22 protein-coding genes are annotated in these 21,047 nt (G+C 34.7%); 6 read left to right on the top strand and 16 right to left on the bottom strand.

The genetic code is table 11. From position 1 onward, the window contains the following. Position 1 precedes the first annotated feature (1 nt). Positions 2–799 (bottom strand): enoyl-CoA hydratase/isomerase family protein, encoded by a 798-nt coding sequence (locus DS031_RS03715; protein WP_113804590.1) that lies wholly within the window; start codon positions 797–799, stop codon positions 2–4. Between the two features lie 377 nt (positions 800–1,176). Further along, positions 1,177–1,848, bottom strand: coding sequence for a GntR family transcriptional regulator (locus DS031_RS03710; RefSeq protein ID WP_113804589.1), 672 nt, complete (start codon positions 1,846–1,848; stop codon positions 1,177–1,179). A 600-nt stretch (positions 1,849–2,448) separates the two neighbouring features. On the opposite strand from DS031_RS03710, the gene madL reads away from it, so the two are divergent. The 3 genes from madL (at position 2,449) to DS031_RS03695 (ending at position 5,022) form a co-directional block, all read left to right on the top strand. Beyond that, entirely contained in the window at positions 2,449–2,868 is a 420-nt protein-coding gene (madL, locus tag DS031_RS03705) for a malonate transporter subunit MadL (RefSeq protein ID WP_113804588.1), read from the top strand. 15 nt (positions 2,869–2,883) lie between these two features. Beyond that, the gene (gene madM, locus DS031_RS03700; RefSeq protein WP_113804587.1) at positions 2,884–3,648 is read left to right on the top strand and encodes a malonate transporter subunit MadM; all 765 of its coding nucleotides are present in this window, start codon (positions 2,884–2,886) and stop codon (positions 3,646–3,648) included. Between the two features lie 189 nt (positions 3,649–3,837). Continuing rightward, positions 3,838–5,022, top strand: coding sequence for a cation:proton antiporter (locus DS031_RS03695; RefSeq protein WP_113804586.1), 1,185 nt, complete (start codon positions 3,838–3,840; stop codon positions 5,020–5,022). A 138-nt stretch (positions 5,023–5,160) separates the two neighbouring features. Here the strand turns inward: DS031_RS03695 and DS031_RS03690 are convergent, their stop codons facing one another. From DS031_RS03690 to DS031_RS03670, 5 genes are all read right to left on the bottom strand, one after another. Further along, positions 5,161–6,423 (bottom strand): glutamate-5-semialdehyde dehydrogenase, encoded by a 1,263-nt coding sequence (locus tag DS031_RS03690; protein WP_113804585.1) that lies wholly within the window; start codon positions 6,421–6,423, stop codon positions 5,161–5,163. Positions 6,424–6,441: 18 nt separating this feature from the next. Then, positions 6,442–7,611, bottom strand: a complete 1,170-nt coding sequence (gene proB / locus DS031_RS03685; RefSeq protein ID WP_113804584.1) for a glutamate 5-kinase — start codon at positions 7,609–7,611, stop codon at positions 6,442–6,444. A gap of 54 nt (positions 7,612–7,665) precedes the next feature. Continuing rightward, complete coding sequence (gene proC / locus DS031_RS03680) at positions 7,666–8,502, bottom strand: pyrroline-5-carboxylate reductase (RefSeq protein ID WP_113804583.1); 837 nt, start codon at positions 8,500–8,502, stop codon at positions 7,666–7,668. A gap of 214 nt (positions 8,503–8,716) precedes the next feature. Next, entirely contained in the window at positions 8,717–9,097 is a 381-nt protein-coding gene (locus DS031_RS03675; RefSeq protein ID WP_113804582.1) for a hypothetical protein, read from the bottom strand. 179 nt (positions 9,098–9,276) lie between these two features. Continuing rightward, entirely contained in the window at positions 9,277–10,410 is a 1,134-nt protein-coding gene (locus DS031_RS03670; protein ID WP_113804581.1) for a zinc-dependent alcohol dehydrogenase, read from the bottom strand. Positions 10,411–10,602: 192 nt separating this feature from the next. Here DS031_RS03670 and DS031_RS03665 point away from each other — a divergent pair, with 192 nt between their 5' ends. The 3 genes from DS031_RS03665 to DS031_RS03655 all read left to right on the top strand — a co-directional run bounded on the left by DS031_RS03665 (position 10,603) and on the right by DS031_RS03655 (position 12,124). Next, entirely contained in the window at positions 10,603–10,692 is a 90-nt protein-coding gene (locus tag DS031_RS03665) for a YjcZ family sporulation protein (protein WP_113804580.1), read from the top strand. Positions 10,693–10,997: 305 nt separating this feature from the next. Beyond that, a complete protein-coding gene (locus DS031_RS03660; RefSeq protein ID WP_113804579.1) occupies positions 10,998–11,486 on the top strand; it encodes an LPXTG cell wall anchor domain-containing protein in 489 nt (162 codons plus the stop codon). A gap of 17 nt (positions 11,487–11,503) precedes the next feature. Next, complete coding sequence (locus DS031_RS03655; RefSeq protein ID WP_181832995.1) at positions 11,504–12,124, top strand: class D sortase; 621 nt, start codon at positions 11,504–11,506, stop codon at positions 12,122–12,124. A gap of 61 nt (positions 12,125–12,185) precedes the next feature. Here the strand turns inward: DS031_RS03655 and DS031_RS03650 are convergent, their stop codons facing one another. The 9 genes from DS031_RS03650 to DS031_RS03610 all read right to left on the bottom strand — a co-directional run bounded on the left by DS031_RS03650 (position 12,186) and on the right by DS031_RS03610 (position 20,916). Beyond that, complete coding sequence (locus tag DS031_RS03650; protein ID WP_113804577.1) at positions 12,186–12,950, bottom strand: carbon-nitrogen hydrolase family protein; 765 nt, start codon at positions 12,948–12,950, stop codon at positions 12,186–12,188. Positions 12,951–13,033: 83 nt separating this feature from the next. Continuing rightward, positions 13,034–14,509 (bottom strand): hypothetical protein, encoded by a 1,476-nt coding sequence (locus DS031_RS03645; protein ID WP_113804576.1) that lies wholly within the window; start codon positions 14,507–14,509, stop codon positions 13,034–13,036. 30 nt (positions 14,510–14,539) lie between these two features. Further along, a complete protein-coding gene (locus tag DS031_RS03640) occupies positions 14,540–15,121 on the bottom strand; it encodes a hypothetical protein (protein ID WP_113804575.1) in 582 nt (193 codons plus the stop codon). A gap of 329 nt (positions 15,122–15,450) precedes the next feature. Further along, entirely contained in the window at positions 15,451–16,038 is a 588-nt protein-coding gene (locus DS031_RS03635; RefSeq protein WP_113804574.1) for a Gmad2 immunoglobulin-like domain-containing protein, read from the bottom strand. A 229-nt stretch (positions 16,039–16,267) separates the two neighbouring features. Next, entirely contained in the window at positions 16,268–18,082 is a 1,815-nt protein-coding gene (locus DS031_RS03630) for a sensor domain-containing diguanylate cyclase (RefSeq protein ID WP_113804573.1), read from the bottom strand. A gap of 426 nt (positions 18,083–18,508) precedes the next feature. Further along, positions 18,509–18,727 (bottom strand): small acid-soluble spore protein Tlp, encoded by a 219-nt coding sequence (gene tlp, locus DS031_RS03625; protein WP_113804572.1) that lies wholly within the window; start codon positions 18,725–18,727, stop codon positions 18,509–18,511. A gap of 79 nt (positions 18,728–18,806) precedes the next feature. Beyond that, on the bottom strand, positions 18,807–18,950 hold the full coding sequence (gene sspN / locus DS031_RS03620) for an acid-soluble spore protein N (protein WP_113804571.1): 144 nt from the start codon (positions 18,948–18,950) through the stop codon (positions 18,807–18,809). A 177-nt stretch (positions 18,951–19,127) separates the two neighbouring features. Continuing rightward, positions 19,128–19,256, bottom strand: coding sequence for an FbpB family small basic protein (locus DS031_RS03615; protein WP_113804570.1), 129 nt, complete (start codon positions 19,254–19,256; stop codon positions 19,128–19,130). Between the two features lie 208 nt (positions 19,257–19,464). Further along, the gene (locus DS031_RS03610; protein WP_113804569.1) at positions 19,465–20,916 is read right to left on the bottom strand and encodes a NarK family nitrate/nitrite MFS transporter; all 1,452 of its coding nucleotides are present in this window, start codon (positions 20,914–20,916) and stop codon (positions 19,465–19,467) included. Positions 20,917–21,047: the final 131 nt, after the last annotated feature.

The raw sequence follows: 21,047 nt of genomic DNA, 5'->3' as shown, positions 1-21,047 counted from the left end.
GTTATCCTCTCCTTTTAAAGTTTGGTTTTCTTTTTTCTACAAATGCACGAACCCCTTCAGGGAAATCAACCGGATCAACACATCTTGTAACACCTGTATCCCATGGAAGTGAAATAATAGGATTACTATAAGCAACAGAACGCTTCACTGCGAGAAGGGATGCTGGAGACTGCCCCATTATCTTTTTTGCCAAACCTATAACATAGTGGTCAATATCTTCATCGTCTGACAGCATATAATTAATTAAACCGAGCTGATAAGATTCTACAGCATTTAGTAAACGTCCTGTATATACTAAATCTAACATTCTGCCTCTGTCTATCAGACTTTCAATTCGCCTTACAAACACTTGAGGTAGTGTAATTCCTAATCGCCCAACCGGAATACCCATTTTAGCTTTTGATGTTCCAACGCGAAGATCACAAGCCAAGGAAAGAACAAATCCGGCACCTAATGCAGGACCACTTATCGCGGCGATCGTTGGCAGCGGCATCTTTTCAAACGTAGATATCGTTTCTTCCATTAAACGAAACGCTTCGTTTGCTTCCTCAACCGTCATTTGATTAAACTCCTTTAAATCAGAACCAGCAGTAAATTGTCCCTTACTACCTCGCACAATAACTATTCTTGTTTTAGGATTTTGAGGGATCCTCTTTCCAATTTCTCCTAATTCCCGCCACATGTTTGATGACATCGCATTTTTTAAGTGGGGACGGTGAATCGTTACAATAGCCATTCCACCGCTTTCCTGAAGTGTAATTTTCCCATCGGTCTCAACTCGACTAATTGTAATCCTCATAAGAAAAGCTCTCCCTTCTTGAATAAATTTTCCTGATTTTACTTTTTCACTTCCAATACAACGATAATAAGTATACAGAATATTGTCGACAATCGACTTTATACTTTATAAGTAAATAATATTCCTTTCCCCCTTAAAAGTCAATAAGAATTTTCTAAAAATTTAAATACTTATTATAAAAAGTTTTGGAAAAGAATAAAGTTGTTTGGAGAAAAAAAGCCCAGATAGATAATAAGTACTTCCGGGCACTAATTGTTTTCTCATCCTATTGAAGTTTAACAAAGCAAGTGAAAGAGAAAGATATTGTTACTAAACATACTGAATTCCGCTAATCTTTCCTATATAAGGATTGAAGCATTCATAAACATAATCAGGTACTAATTTACAGATGTGTTATTGATAATTTTACTCTCAACTCTTTTAATAACAGCTTGATTATGCTTTTCAAGAACAGCACTCGCTTCATCGATGAAACTTTCTTTTAATAATTTTAAAATAAGTTCATGTTCTTCGATCGAATTTTTTATATGTTTTCCTTCTAAAAATGAAAGCTGCTGAAGTGCAAGTAAAGGACGCCCTAGTCTCCAATACATTTCTTTTATTATGTCGCTTTTGCTCATTTCAATAATAAACATATGAAACTCACTATTTAGACCAGCATACTGCTGGCGATCGTCTTCAACTTTAGTCATTCTCACAATTAATTCTTCCATTTTTTTTATGAGTTCGTTATTCACACCAAAAATTTTAATTCTTTTCATTGCAAGACTTTCTAATTGTACTCGAATATCAAGAATGTCATAAATTTCATTTTCTGAATAACCTTTGACAACAGCACCCTTTCTAGGAATTCGCTCGATTAGTCCCTCAGTTGCTAATAAATAGAGCGATTCTCTAATTGGTGCTCTGCTCGTTCCAAACTCTTCTGCATAAACTGATTCAACAATTTTTTCACCTGGTTTTAGTTCACCAGTTATAATTTGATTCGTTATTTTTTCAGCAATCTTATGAGATAATGAATTATTAAAAAACAATTGATTACTTTTCACTACCAATCTCCCTCTCCATATTGACGACAGTCGATTTTAAACTTATTTTATTATAACTTTAAGGGGAATACAAATTTAAATATTCTGAAATTAATCTATTATATAGAGATTCAATAAAAAGTCAGACTTTTATTAAAAAGGTTAAATTTTCAGAAAGTTGTTGCAAATAAAAAATATGTATCTTATAATGAAAAATATAATACAGTCGACAGTTGACTGTATAAAAATTACCTTTTTACAACAAAATATTTTAATTATATTGATTTATCATTAAATTCTGTGATTAAATCAATTAGAAAGGAGTTGAAAAAGTGAATTATTTTTATCCAATACGCTTACATCTCTTTGTTACATAATTTGCACAATTCTTTTTTACCTCTTATCTCTTCTTAATATATACAAAGCTATTAATTTATTTGATTTAAAGGACAACCACATCAATGTTTATCAGCAACGAAAAAATGAATGCGGTTTCAAAGAAGGCTATCTTAACTAAATAATAAAACGGACAAGTTACTAGATTACGAAAGCTTAGTAATAAACTGTCTCGATCTACTAATTTTGTCCTAATAAATCTATAAAATTCAGGAGGTTTTATAGTTGGTTATATATGGTGTTGCACTATTATCAATTTGTATGCTGTTAGGAGTATTCTTTGGAGAATTGTTAGGTAAAATTGTCGGTGTTGACTCAAATATTGGCGGTGTAGGGATTGCGATGCTGCTGTTAATCTTTCTTAGTAATTATTTAATTAAGAAAGGGAAACTAAATAAACCATCAGAATCAGGAATTGCCTTTTGGAGCTCCATGTATATTCCTATCGTAGTAGCAATGGCCGCAAAGCAAAATGTAGTAGCGGCAGTAAAAGCAGGTCCTCTAGCATTAATAGCAGGTGTTAGCGCAGTTGTAGTCAGTTTTGCTCTTGTTCCATTATTAAGCAAGATTGGAAAAAATGAAAATCAAAATGAACTAGATACGTATCAAAATGAAACTGCTGCTGCATATGACGAAGCAAAATAAGGGAGGTTATTTAGTATGGTAGAACTTTTAAAAACGACAATGGTAGATAACGAGCTGATTACTGCTTTTGCAGTGATTGGAATTACTATGTATCTTTCTTATATTATTTCAAACAAGCTTACAAAAGGAAGAATCCATGGTTCAGCAATTGCAATTGTCGCTGGACTAGCGCTTGCCTATTTTGGCGGCATTACCACTGGCGGCAAAGGCGGGCTCTCTGATATGCAGCTATTTGCAGGTGTTGGCTTAATGGGCGGCGGTATGCTTCGTGATTTTGCGATTGTCTCTACTGCTTTTGGAGTAAAGTTTGATGAAATTAAAAAAGCGGGTTTAAGCGGCATCATTTCCTTGTTTTTAGGTATTATCGTTTCCTTTATTGTTGGAGCTGTTGCAGCCTACGCATTCGGCTATACAGATGCAGCAAGTTTAACTACAATTGGTGCAGGCGCTGCCACATATATTGTAGGACCTATAACTGGGGCAGCTGTTGGAGCAAGTTCAGAAGTGATTGCTCTTAGTATTGCTGCTGGATTAGTGAAATCCATTTTAACAATGATCGCAACACCGCTTGCTGCTAAATTTATTGGACTTAATAACCCTCAATCAGCTATTGTTTATGGAGGATTAATGGGAACCACAAGCGGAGTTTCAGCCGGTTTAGCAGCAACAGACCCTAAACTTGTACCATACGGTGCCATGACTGCAACATTTTATACAGGTTTAGGCTGTCTCTTAGCACCATCCGTATTATTTTTAATTGTTAAGGGAATCGTTGGTTAACCATAATAAAAATCTCATATAACGTAAAAAATCCGGTTTCCTTTATGGAAGCGGATTTTTTACGTTGAGCGCGTTTATAGGTTCACTTAATAATTTAATATCTATTCTAAAAAAACGTATAAACCGTTCTGTTTGCCTCTTCCTTTCCATGGGAATATAATTACCATCATTTCTGAAGGAGTTTTTTCTATGGAATCATATCAAATTATTACGTTATTATGTATTGGCTATATCGTATTTACGATTGATAAGAAACAAGAAAATTTTCCTGTGCCAATGGTGCTACTCTTAATTGGGATTAGCCTTTCTTTTTTTTCGTTCTTTTCTTCTGTCGAAATTACGAAGCATATGATTTTTAACTGGTTTCTACCTGCCCTGCTTTTTACTTCTGCTTACCAGTTCCAAATTGGCGGCTTAAAGAAAAATATCGGCGTAATTAGCGTATTAAGCACAATCGGATTAATTCTAACCGTACTGCTTCTCGGAACCGCTATTTATTTTTTTAGTTTCATATCACTTTCATTTATTGAAGCCTTATTAATTGCTTCCATTCTTACCCCAACTGATCCCGTTTCAGTTGTATCGATATTAAAAAAATCATCGAACAGCCCTAAAATTGCAGAAGTAGTAGAAGGAGAATCAATGGTTAATGATGGCACGAGCATTGTATTATTCACTTTAGTTTCCCAGGTATATATAAAAAATGAACAATTTGGAGTAATTTCCTTTTTCCTTGAATTCACCAAAGTTTCGTTAGGAGGTCTGTTCATCGGGATACTATTTGGATGGCTCTTTAGTAAAGCCATTCATTACACCCATCACCACCAATATCAAGTGATGCTTAGTATTATTTTAGCTTATGGAAGCTTTTATTTAGCTGAACACTTAGGGGTCTCAGGAGTATTAGCGTCTGTTGCTTCAGGAATTATGCTGTCATGGAAATTAGAACAAACAGAGAAAGAGAAAACTTTCCGCCGTTATCTTAATGGCTTTTGGGAAGTAATTGAACCTAGTATTCTTTCGCTTATTTTTCTTGTAATCGGTCTTGAAGCAATGAAGTATTTACAATTTAACAATATAGGCTTTATCCTTCTTATTTTTGTTTTATCGTTAATCGTTCGATTTGGTGTTCTTTCTTCTATTTTAAAAATTTTTCCATCTTGGAAAGAAAAGTTTAGGTGGGGAGAAGTAACTTTAATCACTTGGTCTGGCATTAAAGGAACAATGTCAGTTGCCCTTCTTTTAGGGCTGGCTGCCCAAGGCGCAGGTAAAACCGATACGATCCTTTCCTTAACCTTTGGTGCAATCATTCTTTCACTTATTATTCAGAGCACACTCATTTATCCTTTATCAAAAAAAATTTTATCATTATAACCTATCGAAATCACTATATTTTTTATTATAATGCTTCTTTGAATGTTTGATATGTGCTGATTTAAAGGCAGTGTTTTGTGTCCTATAAATCAGCACATATCAATCACTTTATTTTATTTATAAATATGATTTATGAGTCTAGCGAACTTGTCCATTGCCTGTTATACAATATTTTGTCGTTGTTAAAGCCGAAAGGCCCATCGGTCCGCGGGCATGAAGTTTTTGTGTAGAGATTCCGATTTCTGCTCCAAATCCTAATGCCCCGCCATCCGTAAACCGAGTAGAAGCATTATGATAAACAGCTGCTGCATCAACTGCTTTTAAAAACTGCTGTGCTGTCGTTTGATTCTCGGTAATAATTGCCTCAGAGTGCTTTGTACCGTATTGTTCAATATGGGCAATTGCTTCTTCAACATTATTAACAACTTTAACCGCTAACTCTAAGCATAAATATTCTTCTGTCCAATCTTTTTCCTCTGCTTTTACAGCCCCAGGAATTATTTCTAAAATTTCTTCATCTCCATGAACCGTAATGCTGTGTTCGTGAAACTTAGAAATTAATGCTTCTTTATTCGTTTGTAACCAGTCTCTCTGAACAATGAGGGTTTCTAATGCATTACAAACAGCAGGACGATCTGTCTTCGCATTTACCATAATGTTTAAAGCTTTTTCTACATCTGCTTCTTTATCAATATAAATATGAACATTTCCTACACCCGTTTCTAATACAGGTACAGTTGCATTGTTTACAACTGTTTGAATTAAAGAAGCACCACCGCGTGGAATCAGGACATCAATGTGCTCTTTTAATGTAAATAATTGTTCTGTCGCACTTCGGTCTGTTGTTGCAATAAATTGAACAGCTTCTTTTGGAATTTTTGTTTTTTCAAGTGCACGATGAATTACAGATACAATCGCTCGATTCGAAATAAGTGCGGAAGATCCGCCTTTTAGAATAATTGCATTTCCTGACTTTAATGCAAGCCCGGTCGCATCTACCGTGACATTTGGTCTTGCTTCATAAATCATCCCAATTACACCGAGTGGAACACGGACTTTTTTTACATGAAGGCCGTTCTCTAACGTCCACTCTGATAAAATATCGCCGATTGGATCGTCAAGCTTTGCCACGTCGCGAAGTCCATTCGCAAAATCGTTTACTCGCTCCTGTGTTAGCCGGAGTCGATCCATAAAAGCCTCATTGAATCCTTTTTCCTTTCCTGTCTCAAGATCTTTTTTGTTTTCTTCTAAAATAAACTTATATTCTTGTTCTAACGTATCTGCGATTACATTTAGGGCATCATTTTTTTCAGATGTTAATAAAAGGCTTAATATTTTTCCTGACTGCTGGGCTTTTACTGCTTGATCTTTTACATTTATTGTAGTCGTCTCTATACTCAACCATGTTCATTCCTTTACTTAAGTATTTGATGAAAACTCTCCTTTATCCGGCATTGGAAGTGTAATATTTGTATGGCATACAAGTTCACTTTGACTAATTGCTTCACTTTTTGTCACTTTAATGTGAGCTGGGATTTCCTTCAGCTTAAGACGCTTAATTTCTCGAAGCTGTTCTGCGGAATAATTAATTACCCCGCGGCCAACCTCTTGTCCATCTAAATGGCGAATCACCACAACATCTCCGCAATCAAACATTCCCTTCACATCCCGCACACCTTGTGGAAGCAGATGACTTTGCTCTTCCGTAATCGCCGTTCGTGCACCTTCATCAATGATCACTTCGCCTTGAGGACCAGAGCTAAAGGCAATCCAGTGCTGTTTTACATCTAATTCATCCTGCTCTTTATCTGCCTTAAAATATGTTCCTCTCGCTTTATGATAAGCCGCATCATACAAAATATTTGCTCGATTCGCATTTCCTAAAAAAGTTGGAATGCCTGCAGCTAATGAAATTTTTACTGCATCAATTTTTGAGCGCATTCCCCCTGTCCCAACCTCACTTCCAGATTCTCCGGCAGCTGCTTCAATTTCAGGAGTAATCGCATCAACAACTTCTAACAGCTTAGCATTTGGATTATTTCGAGGATCATCATTATAAAGACCATCAATGTCTGATAATATAATTAATTGATCTGCTTCAACAAGGCCCGCAACTTTAGCAGACAATGTGTCGTTATCACCAAACTTCAAATGCTTAATGGTAATTGTATCGTTTTCATTTACAATCGGTACAACCCCTCGTTCAAGCAGAACAGTAAGTGTATTTCGCGCATTCATATAACGATCTTCATCAGAAAAATCACTTCGCGTTATTAATATTTGCGAAGCTACATATCCATGAGAGGCGAATCTTTCGGAATAGGCCTCAATTAAAAGTCCTTGACCAATTGAAGCGGCCGCCTGCTTCTCAGCTAAATTTTCAGGTCGCTCTAAACAACCAAGCTTACGATATCCTGCCGCAACAGCTCCTGAGGAAACAAGAACAACTTCATAACCATCATCTTTCAATAAAGCAATTTCATCGACTAAACGAACTAATTTTCGGTAACTAATTTCACCATGTCGACTTGTTAATGAACTACTTCCAATTTTAACAACAATACGCTTTTTTCCTTTATGTTCTCCCATCTTATGCTGTGACCCCCATTTATTTACTATCTTCTTGAAGTAAGAATTAGCATATTAAACTGGTACAATGGATAACTCCTCAGTAATTTCCTTTGAGCGTGCTGCTGCACGTTTAATGCATTTCATCATAATTTCTTGAAAATGATTTTCTTCTAACACATTAAGTCCCGCTTCCGTTGTACCTCCAGGACTTTTAACACTTTCGTATAATTGAAATGGCTCGTGATCTGTGTGCTGAAGTAAATCGACAGATCCTTGTATCATCTGCAGAATTAGTTCTTCTGCCAACTTACGGTCTAATCCTAATTCTTCTGCTGACTTATACAGTGCTTCCACTAAATAGTACATAAATGCAGGCCCACTGCCAGCAAGAGCTGTAATGCCATCTAAATCAGCTTCTTTTACTCGTTTTACCATTCCAACTGCTTGAAATAAAGCTTCTACAATTTTTAGATGTTCATCTTTTACATATTTTCCTGCTGTAATTACTGTTGCAGATGACCCTACTGCTGCAGAAGTATTCGGCATAACGCGTACCACGGGAGCATTAATTTTTAGCAAATATGAAATATAATCTGTCGTAATCCCTGCAAGAACAGAAATAAACAACTGGTTTTTAGTTATGAATGGACGAATTGACTCGATTGCGCCTTGAATGCCTGCTGGTTTCATTGCTAAAATGACAACATCTGCTTCTGCTAAAACTTGCTCATTGCTCGAGCTTACTTGTACTCCGTACTTTTCATATAATTCATTAAGACGCTCTTCGTTTTGACGGTTTGTTACAAGAATGTTTTCCGGTAAAAGCTTTTTTTGCTGCAGCAATCCTGAAAAAATCGACTCAGCCATTGAGCCCGCCCCAATAAAAGCAACCTTATGATTACCAGCCATTTTTTTCTCATCCCCTCGTATTTTTTATTATATTGATCGTGTTTGTTCATATAAAAAGTGCTTTTCTTCTAAACAAATTTTGTGTTTATCTCCTATAATTTATTCAGTACTACTTTTTCCCGCAAAATAGAACCGTTCACAGAGGATTGTTTACAAACTATGCCATCTTCATCATTTAACAGTGCTTTATTCAAAAGAAAAAACCGATTATTTTCTATCGGTTTTCAAGAAACTTTTTCAATATGTCTATCTTATCTACTTTACCAAAGCGCTTTAATAACTGTGCTGTTGAATAATGAGTAATTTTTAAACCAATGGTTGAAAAAGGATTAATTTCTTTAAGCTCTTCCGTTAATAGTATTTCAATAAGAGAAGCTTTTTCTTTGATAATAAAAAGATTTCTCGTTTCTTCACTATATATTATTTCTCCACCTGTTTCTTTATGAATGTTAACAGCCAATATAAAGTTAAAATGCTTCTTCATCACATGTTCATTAAAATTCATTTCAATATCTAACAAACTAAAAGCATCTTTCACAGAGAGCTTTGCAAAATACGTTTCATTACTTAATGCATACACATTTTCGATAATCAAACGCTCATCTCCCTATTTACTAAAAATAACAAAAACATGATATAGAAAAAAGAAATTCAACTATCTTTTAACAATTATATGAATAAAAACAAAAAATAAGCCCCTCCTGCATTCATACTTACAAGGAAACTTATTCATACATCCTGCGAATGAGCGGCTTATCAATTTAATGATCTCGGTTAAGGCTTTAATACAACCTTAATACAGTTATCCTCACGATCATTAAAGAGTTTATAACCTTTGGCTGCCTCTTCAAGAGAAATACGATGGGTAATAATATCGGTGGGATCAAATTCTTTATTAATGATTTTTTGCAGCAGCTCGGACATATAGTGAATGACTGGTGCTTGTCCCATTTTAAGGGTAATGTTTCTTGAGAAAAAGGCGCCAAGTGGAAATTTATTATAATTACTGCCGTACACGCCTGTGATTTGAACATTGCCAAATTTTCTAACCGCTTTTGTTGCAATTTGAATCGGTCCAAGTGTGCCTCCCTGCAGTTTTAATTTTTGCTCAATGAATTCAAGCGGTGATTTCTTACCATCCATTCCCACACAATCAATGACAACATCTGCCCCCCCATAAGTAATTTCCTTTAAATGTTCACCCATATCATCATATTGAGTGAAATCAAATGTCTCAACAGCATTTGTCTTTTTTGCATGTTGTAAGCGGTAATTGAGATAATCCACTGCAATAATCCGCTCAGCTCCCTTCATCCACGCGAATTTTTGTGTCATTAATCCAACCGGACCGCAGCCAAGTACAACGACAGTATCTCCCTTCTTCACTCCACTATAATCAACACTCCAGTATGCTGTAGGAAGAACATCGCTTAAAAAAAGAAGCGATTCATCTTCCAATTCACATGCTTCTGGGATCACAAAAGGAGTAAAGTTTCCAAACGGTACTTTTAAATATTCAGCCTGTCCCCCAGGATGATTACCAAATTTTTCAGTGTAACCAAAGTATCCTCCCGAATCATAGTGAGGATTAGAATGATCGCACTGACTTTCCATTTCATGCTGGCAATAAAAACACTGCCCACATGAAACATTAAAAGGAACAACAACACGATCCCCTTTTTTAACCTTCGTTACTTCAGGTCCAACCTCTTCAACAACCCCCATTGGCTCGTGTCCAATTACATAACCTTCAGGAAGCGGCATATTTCCTTTATATAAATGCAAGTCAGATCCACAAATAGCAGTAGAAGTAATCTTAACAATCACATCATCTTTTTTTTCGATTTTTGCGTCCTCGACCTCTTTAACCTTTACAGAGTTTGGTCCTTGATAGGTTACAGCTTTCATATTTTACACTCCATTCGCCAAATAAGTCTGCTTCTATTATTTAGCTTTAGAAAACATACTATTCAAATTTTGCATTTAAAAAATCCGCTCCTATTCCCCGCTCTTGTCCAAACATCACGTAAACAATTGACATACCTTATTAGTGAGAGTAAAACTCTCAATTATATTATACAAAAGGAAGGAGAGTGTCTTATGTCTGGTTATAAGCCTGTAAGCAACTTTGCGTTAATTGTTGTGCTGTTTATTCTTTTAATTATCGTAGGTACTGCTTTCGTTTGTTAATGAGCAGCTTCTGCGTTAACTGAAAGTGAAATTTCGATTCAGGGACTTGTCTTCGTACAAGTCCTCTTTCTTTGTTATTACATATAAATTATACATATTTTGTGCTAATCTTTGTTTTTTTGAAATGATTCCAACAGATTTCCAAAAAACGTTTAACAGCCAGACATTCATGGTACACATAGACTAGAATACTTTAAGGAGGTTTTAATTTGATAAAAAAATTGTCAGCAGTACTAGTCGTATCTTTACTTGCATTAGGATTTTAAGGTGTAGTATCTGCAGAAGAACATGGTGAACCCCCTATTATGGAATTAGAGCAGCAGTTTAAGGATTTCATTTATCAAGAAACAATGGAAGATGGTCAATTAAAGAATTATGATTCTATGGACAAATTAGAGCAAGATCTTAAAGGCATTATGGTATGGCCGCTTGCTGATCATTACTTAGATACATTCTTTTATGAGGAAAATGGAAATGTATACTTAGAATCTAGAGATGGTCCGATTTCATTAATGACTGATCAAGAATATAGCTTAGAAAAGATGAACGAAAACCATTATAAGCTAACACAATCCGGAAACAATGAATTAAGAGGCGACTACACGCTTACAATTCATTATAAATATGAAGCTGGAAAATGGGTATTTGGAGATCGTATGGATAATGTTGAATCAGACAACGGCGGACAGCTTCCTGATACTGCAACATCTTTACCATTAATGTTGGTTGTTGGTGGTGCGTTTATTGTACTTGGTGCCTTATTTATGATAAGAAGAAAGCATGTGAGTGTCTAACTTAAAGGATGAAAATAATGAGAAAACTTGGCTATCTTTTCATAATGATTGGGATAGCAATCCTTCTATCAAACGGTTATGCTTGGTGGGATCAAGCTCAAGCTGTAACGTATGATCCAGACAAAATCCAACAACAGCATGAAGATTGGAAAGAAATAACAGCGAAGAAAACAATAAACCCTATCGTAAGTGAAAAAGAAACAGTCAAAACAGAAGAAATAAAAACCTATCAAACTGGGAAACATGTCGGCAAACTTGCGATTCCAAGAATCGGCAGCGCATATGACGTGTATTGGGGAGCTGATCCTAACACATTAAAAAAAGGTGTTGGAATGTATGAAAGCAAGTGGACGGTCTCTCCTAATCAAAAGGGTCATGTCGTTCTTTCTGGGCACCGTGATACCGTTTTTCGAAATCTTAAAGATATGAATAAAGGAGATCACCTCTATTTCACATATGAAGAAACAACTTATAATTACCAAGTTCGAAAAATATGGATTACGGATAAAGACGATCGATCCGTAATTGTAAAAAAATCAACCCCAACGTTAACATTAACAACCTGCTATCCATTTGATTATCTCGGTTCAGCGCCCGATCGCTATATTATTCAAGCTGAACTTATTTCAAAAGAATAATAGAAACAGCCCACACATTTGTGCGGGCTGTTTTATACTCCTGTAATGCCCCCCTCTTGTTTTACAACATTTCAAGCACTTCGAATTCTTTAGAAAGTAATTCATTTCTATCTAAATCCCAATCAAATGTTACAACTGCCGATTGTTTTGATTGATAAGCCAGAAGTCTTTTACCGTTTTTTATGACCGAACTTTCCGCTTCCCAAAACGAAACGGTCTCATCTTCTCCGGTACGATTACAGACAATAAAAGGTAAATTCGTCTCAACCGAACGCTGCTCCCACTCTCCATTTGGCCCATGCAGCCCTGGTCCCCAAGATGAAGGAGCAATAATAATTTCTGCTCCTTTTGCTAATAACGTGTTTGAAACATGATTTGTATACGCATCCGCACAAATGACAATGCCGACTTTACTGCCTTCTACATTAATCGGTTCAATAAACTCTCCAGATGTGGACCAGTCATCTGTTACACTTGATATTTTTCTTTGTTTTCCTATTAATTCCCCACTTCGATTAATAACAAAAACGGTATTATAAAGCTTTCCATCCGCGGATTTTTCCGGACACCCTAAAAACACATTAACATTTACTGTCTTAACAAGTTTTATAAAATTTGTCATCCATTCATCTGGCTGTCTATTGATCCAATTCGTTCCAAACTTTTTAGAGAATTGCAATCCACTCACAGCAAGTTCCGGTGTAAGGAACCAATCCACTTTTTTATCTTGTATTAACGTCAATGCTTTTTCAATTAGCTGCTGATTATGTGTAATATTTCCTGCAAGCGGTAATAAGTGCAGGAAAGCGATTTTTATCTTTTTCATTATTATGCCTTCTTTCAAAGAAAAGAAAATACTTTAGGAAAATAGACGTAGATCTTAATAAACTATCCTCTTTCTTTTACGTTTTATTCATAAACACATACATTATAGTTCCAATAAATGCGTTGTTCTTCTTTTTCCTGGACTCGCTCTAACTCTATTTTTATCATATTAAATTTGTAAAAATCATTTATTACTTTTTCAAAAAAGTTTGCTAATGATGCTTGAACAGCTAGATGCTTTACATGATATCGTTCACAATAATCCAGTATTGCTTTTGTATCGTCATAGTTTACCATAAACGACTTCTTCAGCTCTTCTTTTACCGCATACCCAGCTGTATTGCATGTTTTTACTAAAACAGTAATGAGGGTAACTAATTCAAGATGGTATTTTTCTTCGTTAGTTAAATGCGCTGCTAACGTCATCACTGCTTCTTCATTTAAATGTAATTCGGCATACATATACGGAAGCGTTTCTTCGCGAACAATAAAAGGAATATGCTCACTTTTTAAATCATAACTGCTTAATAGACTTCCAATACTGCTTGGTGAGAAATTCAAAACCGACTCCTCTATGAAAAAATTTTCCCCTGTCTTTTCTAGAAATTGCTCGGTCGTTTCATCAATAAGCTCTTCAATAAAGGTTTCCGCGGTGTCCATACCTAAAAATGTTTCTTCCGCTTCTTCCTCATTCAACTGTTCAATCACCGCATTTAAATCCTTTGTAAATTGACGTGTTTTATTTGTATTTCTGCGCATAATCTCCACTGTTTGATGAAACTTTTGAAAATCATTCATTAATTGCTCATTAAACCAAATCATTTTTACTGAAGCAAGATAATCTTCACTTTGGCTATCTAAAGAAGCAGTCAATTTTGAAAACAACGCTTTTAACTCATGTAAATCACTTTCCATACTAGAAGCAAAGAGTGAGGCTGAAATTTGTTTTTCATATTTTAATTCTTTATCCCAATTCAAAAGAAAGGTTTTTAAAAAATCATATTTTTTACTTGTTAATCTTTTATATAATTTGCTAATCTCTTCAATTTCACCATTCCAAAAAGAGTTAACAGCAAGTTCAGACAGCTTGTCCTTATCATGAAAAAGCAGGGAATTTTTGAGAACAAACGCTTTTATAACCGTATACGTATGGATAAGAGATAAATGCAAATCATGTTTATATTTTTGTGCTTTTTTAATTGCCTCAATTAAACCAGAAATTTTAATTTTTGTAACCGAATCAATTTTCCAGCACATTTCTTCTTTTAAATATTCAAGATGTACAGGCATCGCAGAAAAAATCGAAATATCCCAGTTTCCACTCACAAGCTTTAAACTGCAGGTACTCTTTACCGGATAAAGGGTAACAATTTCTTTCCCATTTTTTCGATAAATCAGTTGATAAGAAGGATCAAATAGTTCCTGAGCCGCTTCATCCACAATTTTATTTACAAACAATTCTTTTTCAAATTTCGCAATAAATTGGCTTACGGCAGGATTAGGATTAACCGCTTTTTTTATTTTGGAATTTTCGAAAAATCCATCAACCAATGAATTCATGAGCTATCACCTTTTCTAATCATTGTTTGATTACTGAATCACAGATAAAATATTTTTTAAATCTTGGATAAACATATTGATTTTCTCTTGTGCTTCCATTAAAGGTACCATTTTTTGCGTACGTTCTTGCAATGGAGTGGATGGATCTTTTACTAAATTAAAAAGATTTTTTTCAATTTGCTCTTGTTTTGCAGATAAAGCAGTCATATGATAGGATACTTTTTCCTGCTGGGCTTTAAATGCTGAGAAGAAATGCTCAATCCCTTCATTTTCTGATTGTAATGGGGCAGTATTCGGCATACGCTCACGATCTATCTGCCATTTAATTAACGTTCTTTCTGTTTCATCATAAAAGCGATGGACAGGCTGCATTTTGTCATAAAGAGCTTGTAGTCTATCAATCTCGCCTCCATGAAATTTTTTCAAAACAAATGCTGAGATTTTTTCTTTAAAAGTTTCTTTTTGTACAGCAATGGTATGTAAATCAAGAACTGCTTTTTCAAATAAATTAGAAGCTTGCTTCTCTTCTTCCTTCTCTTCTTCTATTGCGTTTATACTGTTTTCGTTATATTCAAGGATATCATCTAAATAAATTTCTTCGATGTTTTCCATCTTCATTTGATCACCTTCATTCTTCAAAATATATAAACAAAATAGGTGAGAGCTCTTCACACACTATAAGAAATAAAAAAGGAGATCCATCTATATTTATCTATTTCCTTTTACCTATATTATAGCGGAATTTATCATATATTGGAGTAATTTCAGTATTTTAAATTGAATTTTCCAATAATATGACTATTTATAAAGGTTGTTTAATAGTTTAGGAAAACAAAAGAGAGTCTGCCTTTAAGTGTTGAATCGCTTAAAGGCAGACTCTCCTGCTACTTTGTATAGGAGTGATTGAAACGGCTTTTATCATTTCTTTTTATTTCACTTTTTTACTCGTAATCTTCCACCTGAAGAGGTATAAACAACTCATGCTGCGGTGAGCCGTCTTTTGCGCTTCCTTCATAAATTACTAAAACAGCAGAAGGACTTGTGGCACCTTCATAGTTTATTTCAAATGAAAACTCTCCCCATCCTGGTGCTCCTTCGCTTGCTGTTACAAAGCCTTCTGCTAACACATTATGACCATCTTCAAGGCGATATAGGAAATTCGCCTCAAATACGCGCGCTTCCCCTTCGACTAGAAACGATCCATTGATTTTTTGATTAGGAAGAGGAGATGTAATTTTAAAGGCCTCATTTTCTAAAACCGTTGCGTTTTGTTCTTGTTCTTCTTTCTCTCCAGCAGAAGGTTCTTCTTGTTCGGGTTCTCCCTCAACTTTAGGGGCTGTTACTTCTTCAGTATCTTGTTCTTTTTCAGCTTCCTTTGCTTCATTGTTTTCTTCTTCCTCAATAGTTTTTTCTTCCTCAATCTTGGTTGAATCATTATTGTCAGTCGTTTCTTTCTCCCCTTGACAACCGCTTACTGCAATAAGAGCCCCTATTATTAACATGAGTAAAAACATCATCTTAATTTTCATCCTTTATAGCTCCTCTATAAAGATTTTGTACTTGCATGAATGTTCTTTGGTATAATATATTTCGAATGTGATGAAATATCTCATAAATATTAGTGCTTTCTTAAAAATAAGACGATTGGTTCAGGATCTATAAAAAATGCTTCCTAAAAACTAATAAGACATTACCAAATCATTTTCTAAATGCTCTGATAATGCCTTTTCATTTATATTGTAAAGATTGAACCAGCCTTCATCTAAAAACCAGCTCACCTAATGTTGCTTTATTTTTCCCTGTCTTCTTTGATTGATAAAGTGCCAGATCTGCAGTGTGATACAAATCCTCAAACTTTATATTATATCTTGTTGTATAAGCAATGCCGATGCTTGCTGTAATTGAAATCCTCTTTTCTTCATGAAGGTAAATTTTCTTACTTTCAATAAGAATTCGTAACCGTTCAGCCTCATGAAGGGCTTCTTCTTCACTTATTTTTGTTACACATACCGCAAATTCTTCACCGCCAACTCGTCCAACAACCCCTATGTCTTCATATGTTTCTTTTAAAAGGCTGGAAAAAGCAAGAAGCACATGATCACCGGCTATATGACCATATCGATCATTAATCGATTTAAAATCATCAAGATCAATAAGAAAAAGAGTAAGTCCTGCCTTTGGACTTCTTAATCGCTCAGTTACTTTCTTTAAAAAATATGTTCTATTAAACACACCTGTTAACCCATCAACAGTTGCTTGATAAAACAAATCTTCATTCTTTTTCTTTAGTTCTTTCGTTCTTTCCATCACTTTTTGTTCTAATGTGCCGTTTATCGCTATTAGTTCTCTCGTTAATGTTTGATTTTTTCTAAACAGCTTTGCATAACGATAAGAAATAATGACTGCCTGCATTAAAAGAAAGAGCAGGCCGCTGTACTCCAGTAAAGATATTGACTCAATAATTTGTGTATAATAAAGTGCATCATGACAAATACAAATCATTATAATCATTAACCCTACTAGGTTAATAGATGCGCCTTCTCTTTTTCGATACGCTGCAAGGATTCCTACATAAAAAACAAAATAAAAAAGAAAAATGATCATCATTGCTGTATGTATAAAAATATGTTCTGTAAAAACCTGCGCAGGTGTTAATACGATAAATGTACTCCACAATATTGTAAACATATAAGAACTCAGCAGAGGAAGTTTTTTAACTTCCTTTGGATACATATTTTTCATTAGAAAAATGACTAATAAAAATCCAGCAATTTCTACTAAATACTCCATTTTAGCCATTAATGTCCATTCAATATGAGGAACTAGTAAAAAAAGAAGGTATTCACTAAGAAGCAAAGTACGAACTGCGCCAACCATTCCCATTAAACCAATAATAAAAATAGATAACTCAAGCTTTCTCATTCCAAAAATAATGAGATGATATAATCCAATAAAGAAAAAACCACCAATTAGAAAACTATCTTTAAGCAGCCCTTTTAGAATAGTAGGAATGAGAACTTTCGCATCTCCATAAGAAACATCGCCAAAAATCCCACCTTCTCGAAACGAATGATTAGAAAATTGAATCACAATTTCAATTATTTCTTGCTTTGGTTCAAAGAAAATAACATTTAAACGTAATTTTGGAATTTCTTCCTCTATGCTCTTACCTACATGGCCGATAACATCCTTTTTTTCTCCGTCAATCCATATTTGATAAGCGCTCCCAATATATCTTAAATACAGAGCTTTATTTGTTCCTATGTCTTCTTTTGGTATCTTCACTTGTAAACGATATGTCGCATAACCAACGTTAGAAAGCGGCTTTCCATCAATTACTTTCCCTTCCCAAGAAGAAGGGACTTTTATGTAGTTAAGTTTGTTTTTTTCTTGTTTTATTGCTTCAGGATCAAGCAGTTGATTCCAATAAAACTCCCATTCGCTATGTAAAGAAACAATATCTTTTTCTATTGGGATTTTTTGATGATTATCTTGGCCATTTACACTAAATAACAGCAACCCAATAATAAACAATAGAAAAATTAAAGAAAAAAAGAGCTTCTTTTTGCGCATTTATCTTCCACCATCATGTATGAATTTTTTAATTTATTTATTATAGCATTATTGTTAAGACATCATGAGCTGTAAAATAAAAAATGGGGTTGTTCGATAAGTCCCTAAAAGTAAAGAAGCTGAGGAAAAACATTTCGTTTTTGTATTAGCGAGTCTTTGTCTGTTTTGGAATAACTGTTTCGATCCCAAAAGACCTCGTTCTGTTTCTTATATTTAGCGAGACGAGGCAGGGGACCTTCATCGAATGAACTTTAATGATTTCTTAAATTGACTGCGCTGTTTTTGCTTCTCTTTCCGGGTTTCAAGAATTACTCCTAAAAATCATTCCTTTCTGAAATGTTGGTATGGTAACTTTCATTTCACAAGCAAAAGGGCTTCAGAAAGCCAGTTTTCACTGACTTTCTAGACAGCCCCTTCACAGAAAGTTTATTGATGTTGATCACGATACTCATCTTTAATTTCATTACGCATTGCTTGAATACTTTCTTCTCGACGCTTATTTTTATTAATAATTTGCTGTTTTTCTTCCCCATCAGCAAATTGAAGCGTTTCTTCAGCAGCTTCGATATTTTCAAGTGTATTATCTACCATTTCTTGTAATTTTTCGACATTATCGCTTCGATCATCTGGTTTTGGATTTGGCATGTTTTATTCTCCTTTGGATATTTATAATATGTTTGCTTTGCTGCGTTAAAACTCCTTAAATTGGTGTTTTTCTCTTCCCTTATTTTCCTTTAGCTGGTACATAATCAGGATGTTCATTGCTTTTGTTTTGCATTTGTTTTCCTTTATTCCCGCCTGCTTCAAGCGTTGCAGAAGAAAGGTGATTTTTTGTGAATGGTCTTGGATCGTGTTTTGGATTACTCATAACCTCTCCTCCTTTCTCCCTTTTACTATCACCGAATTCATCATGTTTATACATTAGAAAAACTTGGCTTGCCGCAAAGTTCTTTTAGCGAAAGCCTTAGTTTTTCTTATCTTTAATCCTTTTAAAATTTAAACTTTCTTAAAGGGTAACTAAAAACGCAGGAAGTAACTTCCTGCGTTAAAAATTATTTGCATGTTTTTCATCTATTTTTTGTTCAATACGCGCTATTGCCTCAGGATTACGAAGCAGTTCTTGTTTATTTTGGATCACTAACTCGTTAAATGTTATCTTTTTTATTCTTCTCATTTTCCTCATCCTTTGCATATTTTTTAATTACTATTACTATCTCCAGTAAATATATAAATTATTCAAATTGTACGAATATTTATGTTTCATTACAATATTATCTTATTTTCAACCTTTTTCGAATAATAAAATAAAACAACGTGTGGTTAGAATTCTAACCACACGTTGTTTTATATTAAAAATATTAACGCTATAATCTTTTATATCTTTACATTGCTGCCTCTTTACCGGCTTTATCTTGAACTACAATGCTTGAATGCTCTGCAGTATCCGGCTCTTTAAGAAATAAACTTGCGATAAAGCATAATAACGCAGCCACACCAATTGTCATAAAAAATAATGATGGATTTACAAAGCTTAATACTGTTAAAAATAATACACCGCCTACATTTCCATAGGCTCCTACCATCCCTGCAACTTGACCTGTTAATCGTTTTTTTACTAGTGGCACCATTGCGAAAACGGAACCTTCACCAGCCTGAACGAAGAATGAACATGTCATCGTTAATATAATCGCTAAAACGAGCGGCCAACTTGAATTAATTTGTGACATTCCCATATAAGCAACTGATAAACAAAGCAGTAAGATCATCAATGTCTTTTTACGTCCAAATTTATCACTTAACCACCCACCACCAGGACGAGCAACTAAATTCATAAACGCAAAGCTTGCCGCAACCATTCCAGCTTGAGCGATATTTAACTCAAATGTTTCTTCAAAAAACATCGGAAGCATCGACACTACTGCTAGTTCTGAACCGAATGTAATTAAATAAGCAAAATCTAAAATAGCAACTTGTCGGAAGGAATACTGCTCTTTTTTATCTACGCCTTCTTTTAAATGCTCTTTATTTACATTCCATATTTTATACACATTATAGAGATAAATAACTGCTAAAATAACATAAATAGTATTTGCTAAACTGCTGTTAATTAATGAAGTATTGCTAAGCTTCCATGTTAACAGTCCAAGTATACCGTACAGTGGAAGAGTCATAAAAATTAAGCCGGCCATACTTTTATAACTAGTTACTTCCATTGCACCATTTCGTTTCGGTCTCTCATATACTTTTCCTGAAGGTGTATCTTGAACAGAACGATAATAAACAAAACCGTAAATTAAGCAAAGTAAACCTGATAATGCAATCGCATAGCGCCAGCCATTTTCACCGCCAATAAATAATGCAATCGTTGGTAATGTAAAAGCTGCTGCTGCTGAACCAAAGTTGCCCCAACCTCCGTAGATTCCTTCAGCTAAGCCAACCTGTTTGGCAGGAAACCATTCGGAAACCATTCGAATTCCAATTACAAAACCTGCTCCAATAATTCCTAAAAATGCTCTTGCAATGAAAAGCTGCATAAACGAAGTACCAAAAGCAAATATAAAACACGGAATACTCATCACAATTAATAAGGAAGAATAAACCTTTCTTGGTCCAAATCTGTCTACTAACATTCCAATAATAATACGGGCTGGAATTGTTAAAGCAATGTTAATGGACATTAGAACACCAATTTCTTCTTTTGATAAATTGAGCGCTTCTTTAATTGTTGAAGTAAAAGGTGCCATGTTAAACCATACAACAAATGTTAAGAAAAAAGATAATGTTGTTAATCCTAAAATCTTTTTGTTTCCTTTGTAAATTGTCTCTCCACTCATTTCTCCACTCTCCTAATAATAAATTATTCCGTTTGACAATTTTGATTATTCCATACATTAACGATGTTGTCACAGATGATGTTAACTTTTCTTACATGATTTTCCCATATTTTTTATATTAAAATTTCCCA

Origin of the sequence: Bacillus taeanensis (genome assembly GCF_003318295.1) — a bacterium.
GTDB classification, from domain to species: Bacteria; Bacillota; Bacilli; order Bacillales; family UBA6769; genus Maribacillus; species Maribacillus taeanensis.
Note: the sequence above shows the minus strand (reverse complement) of the source record. Positions and strands in the feature narration are given on the sequence as shown.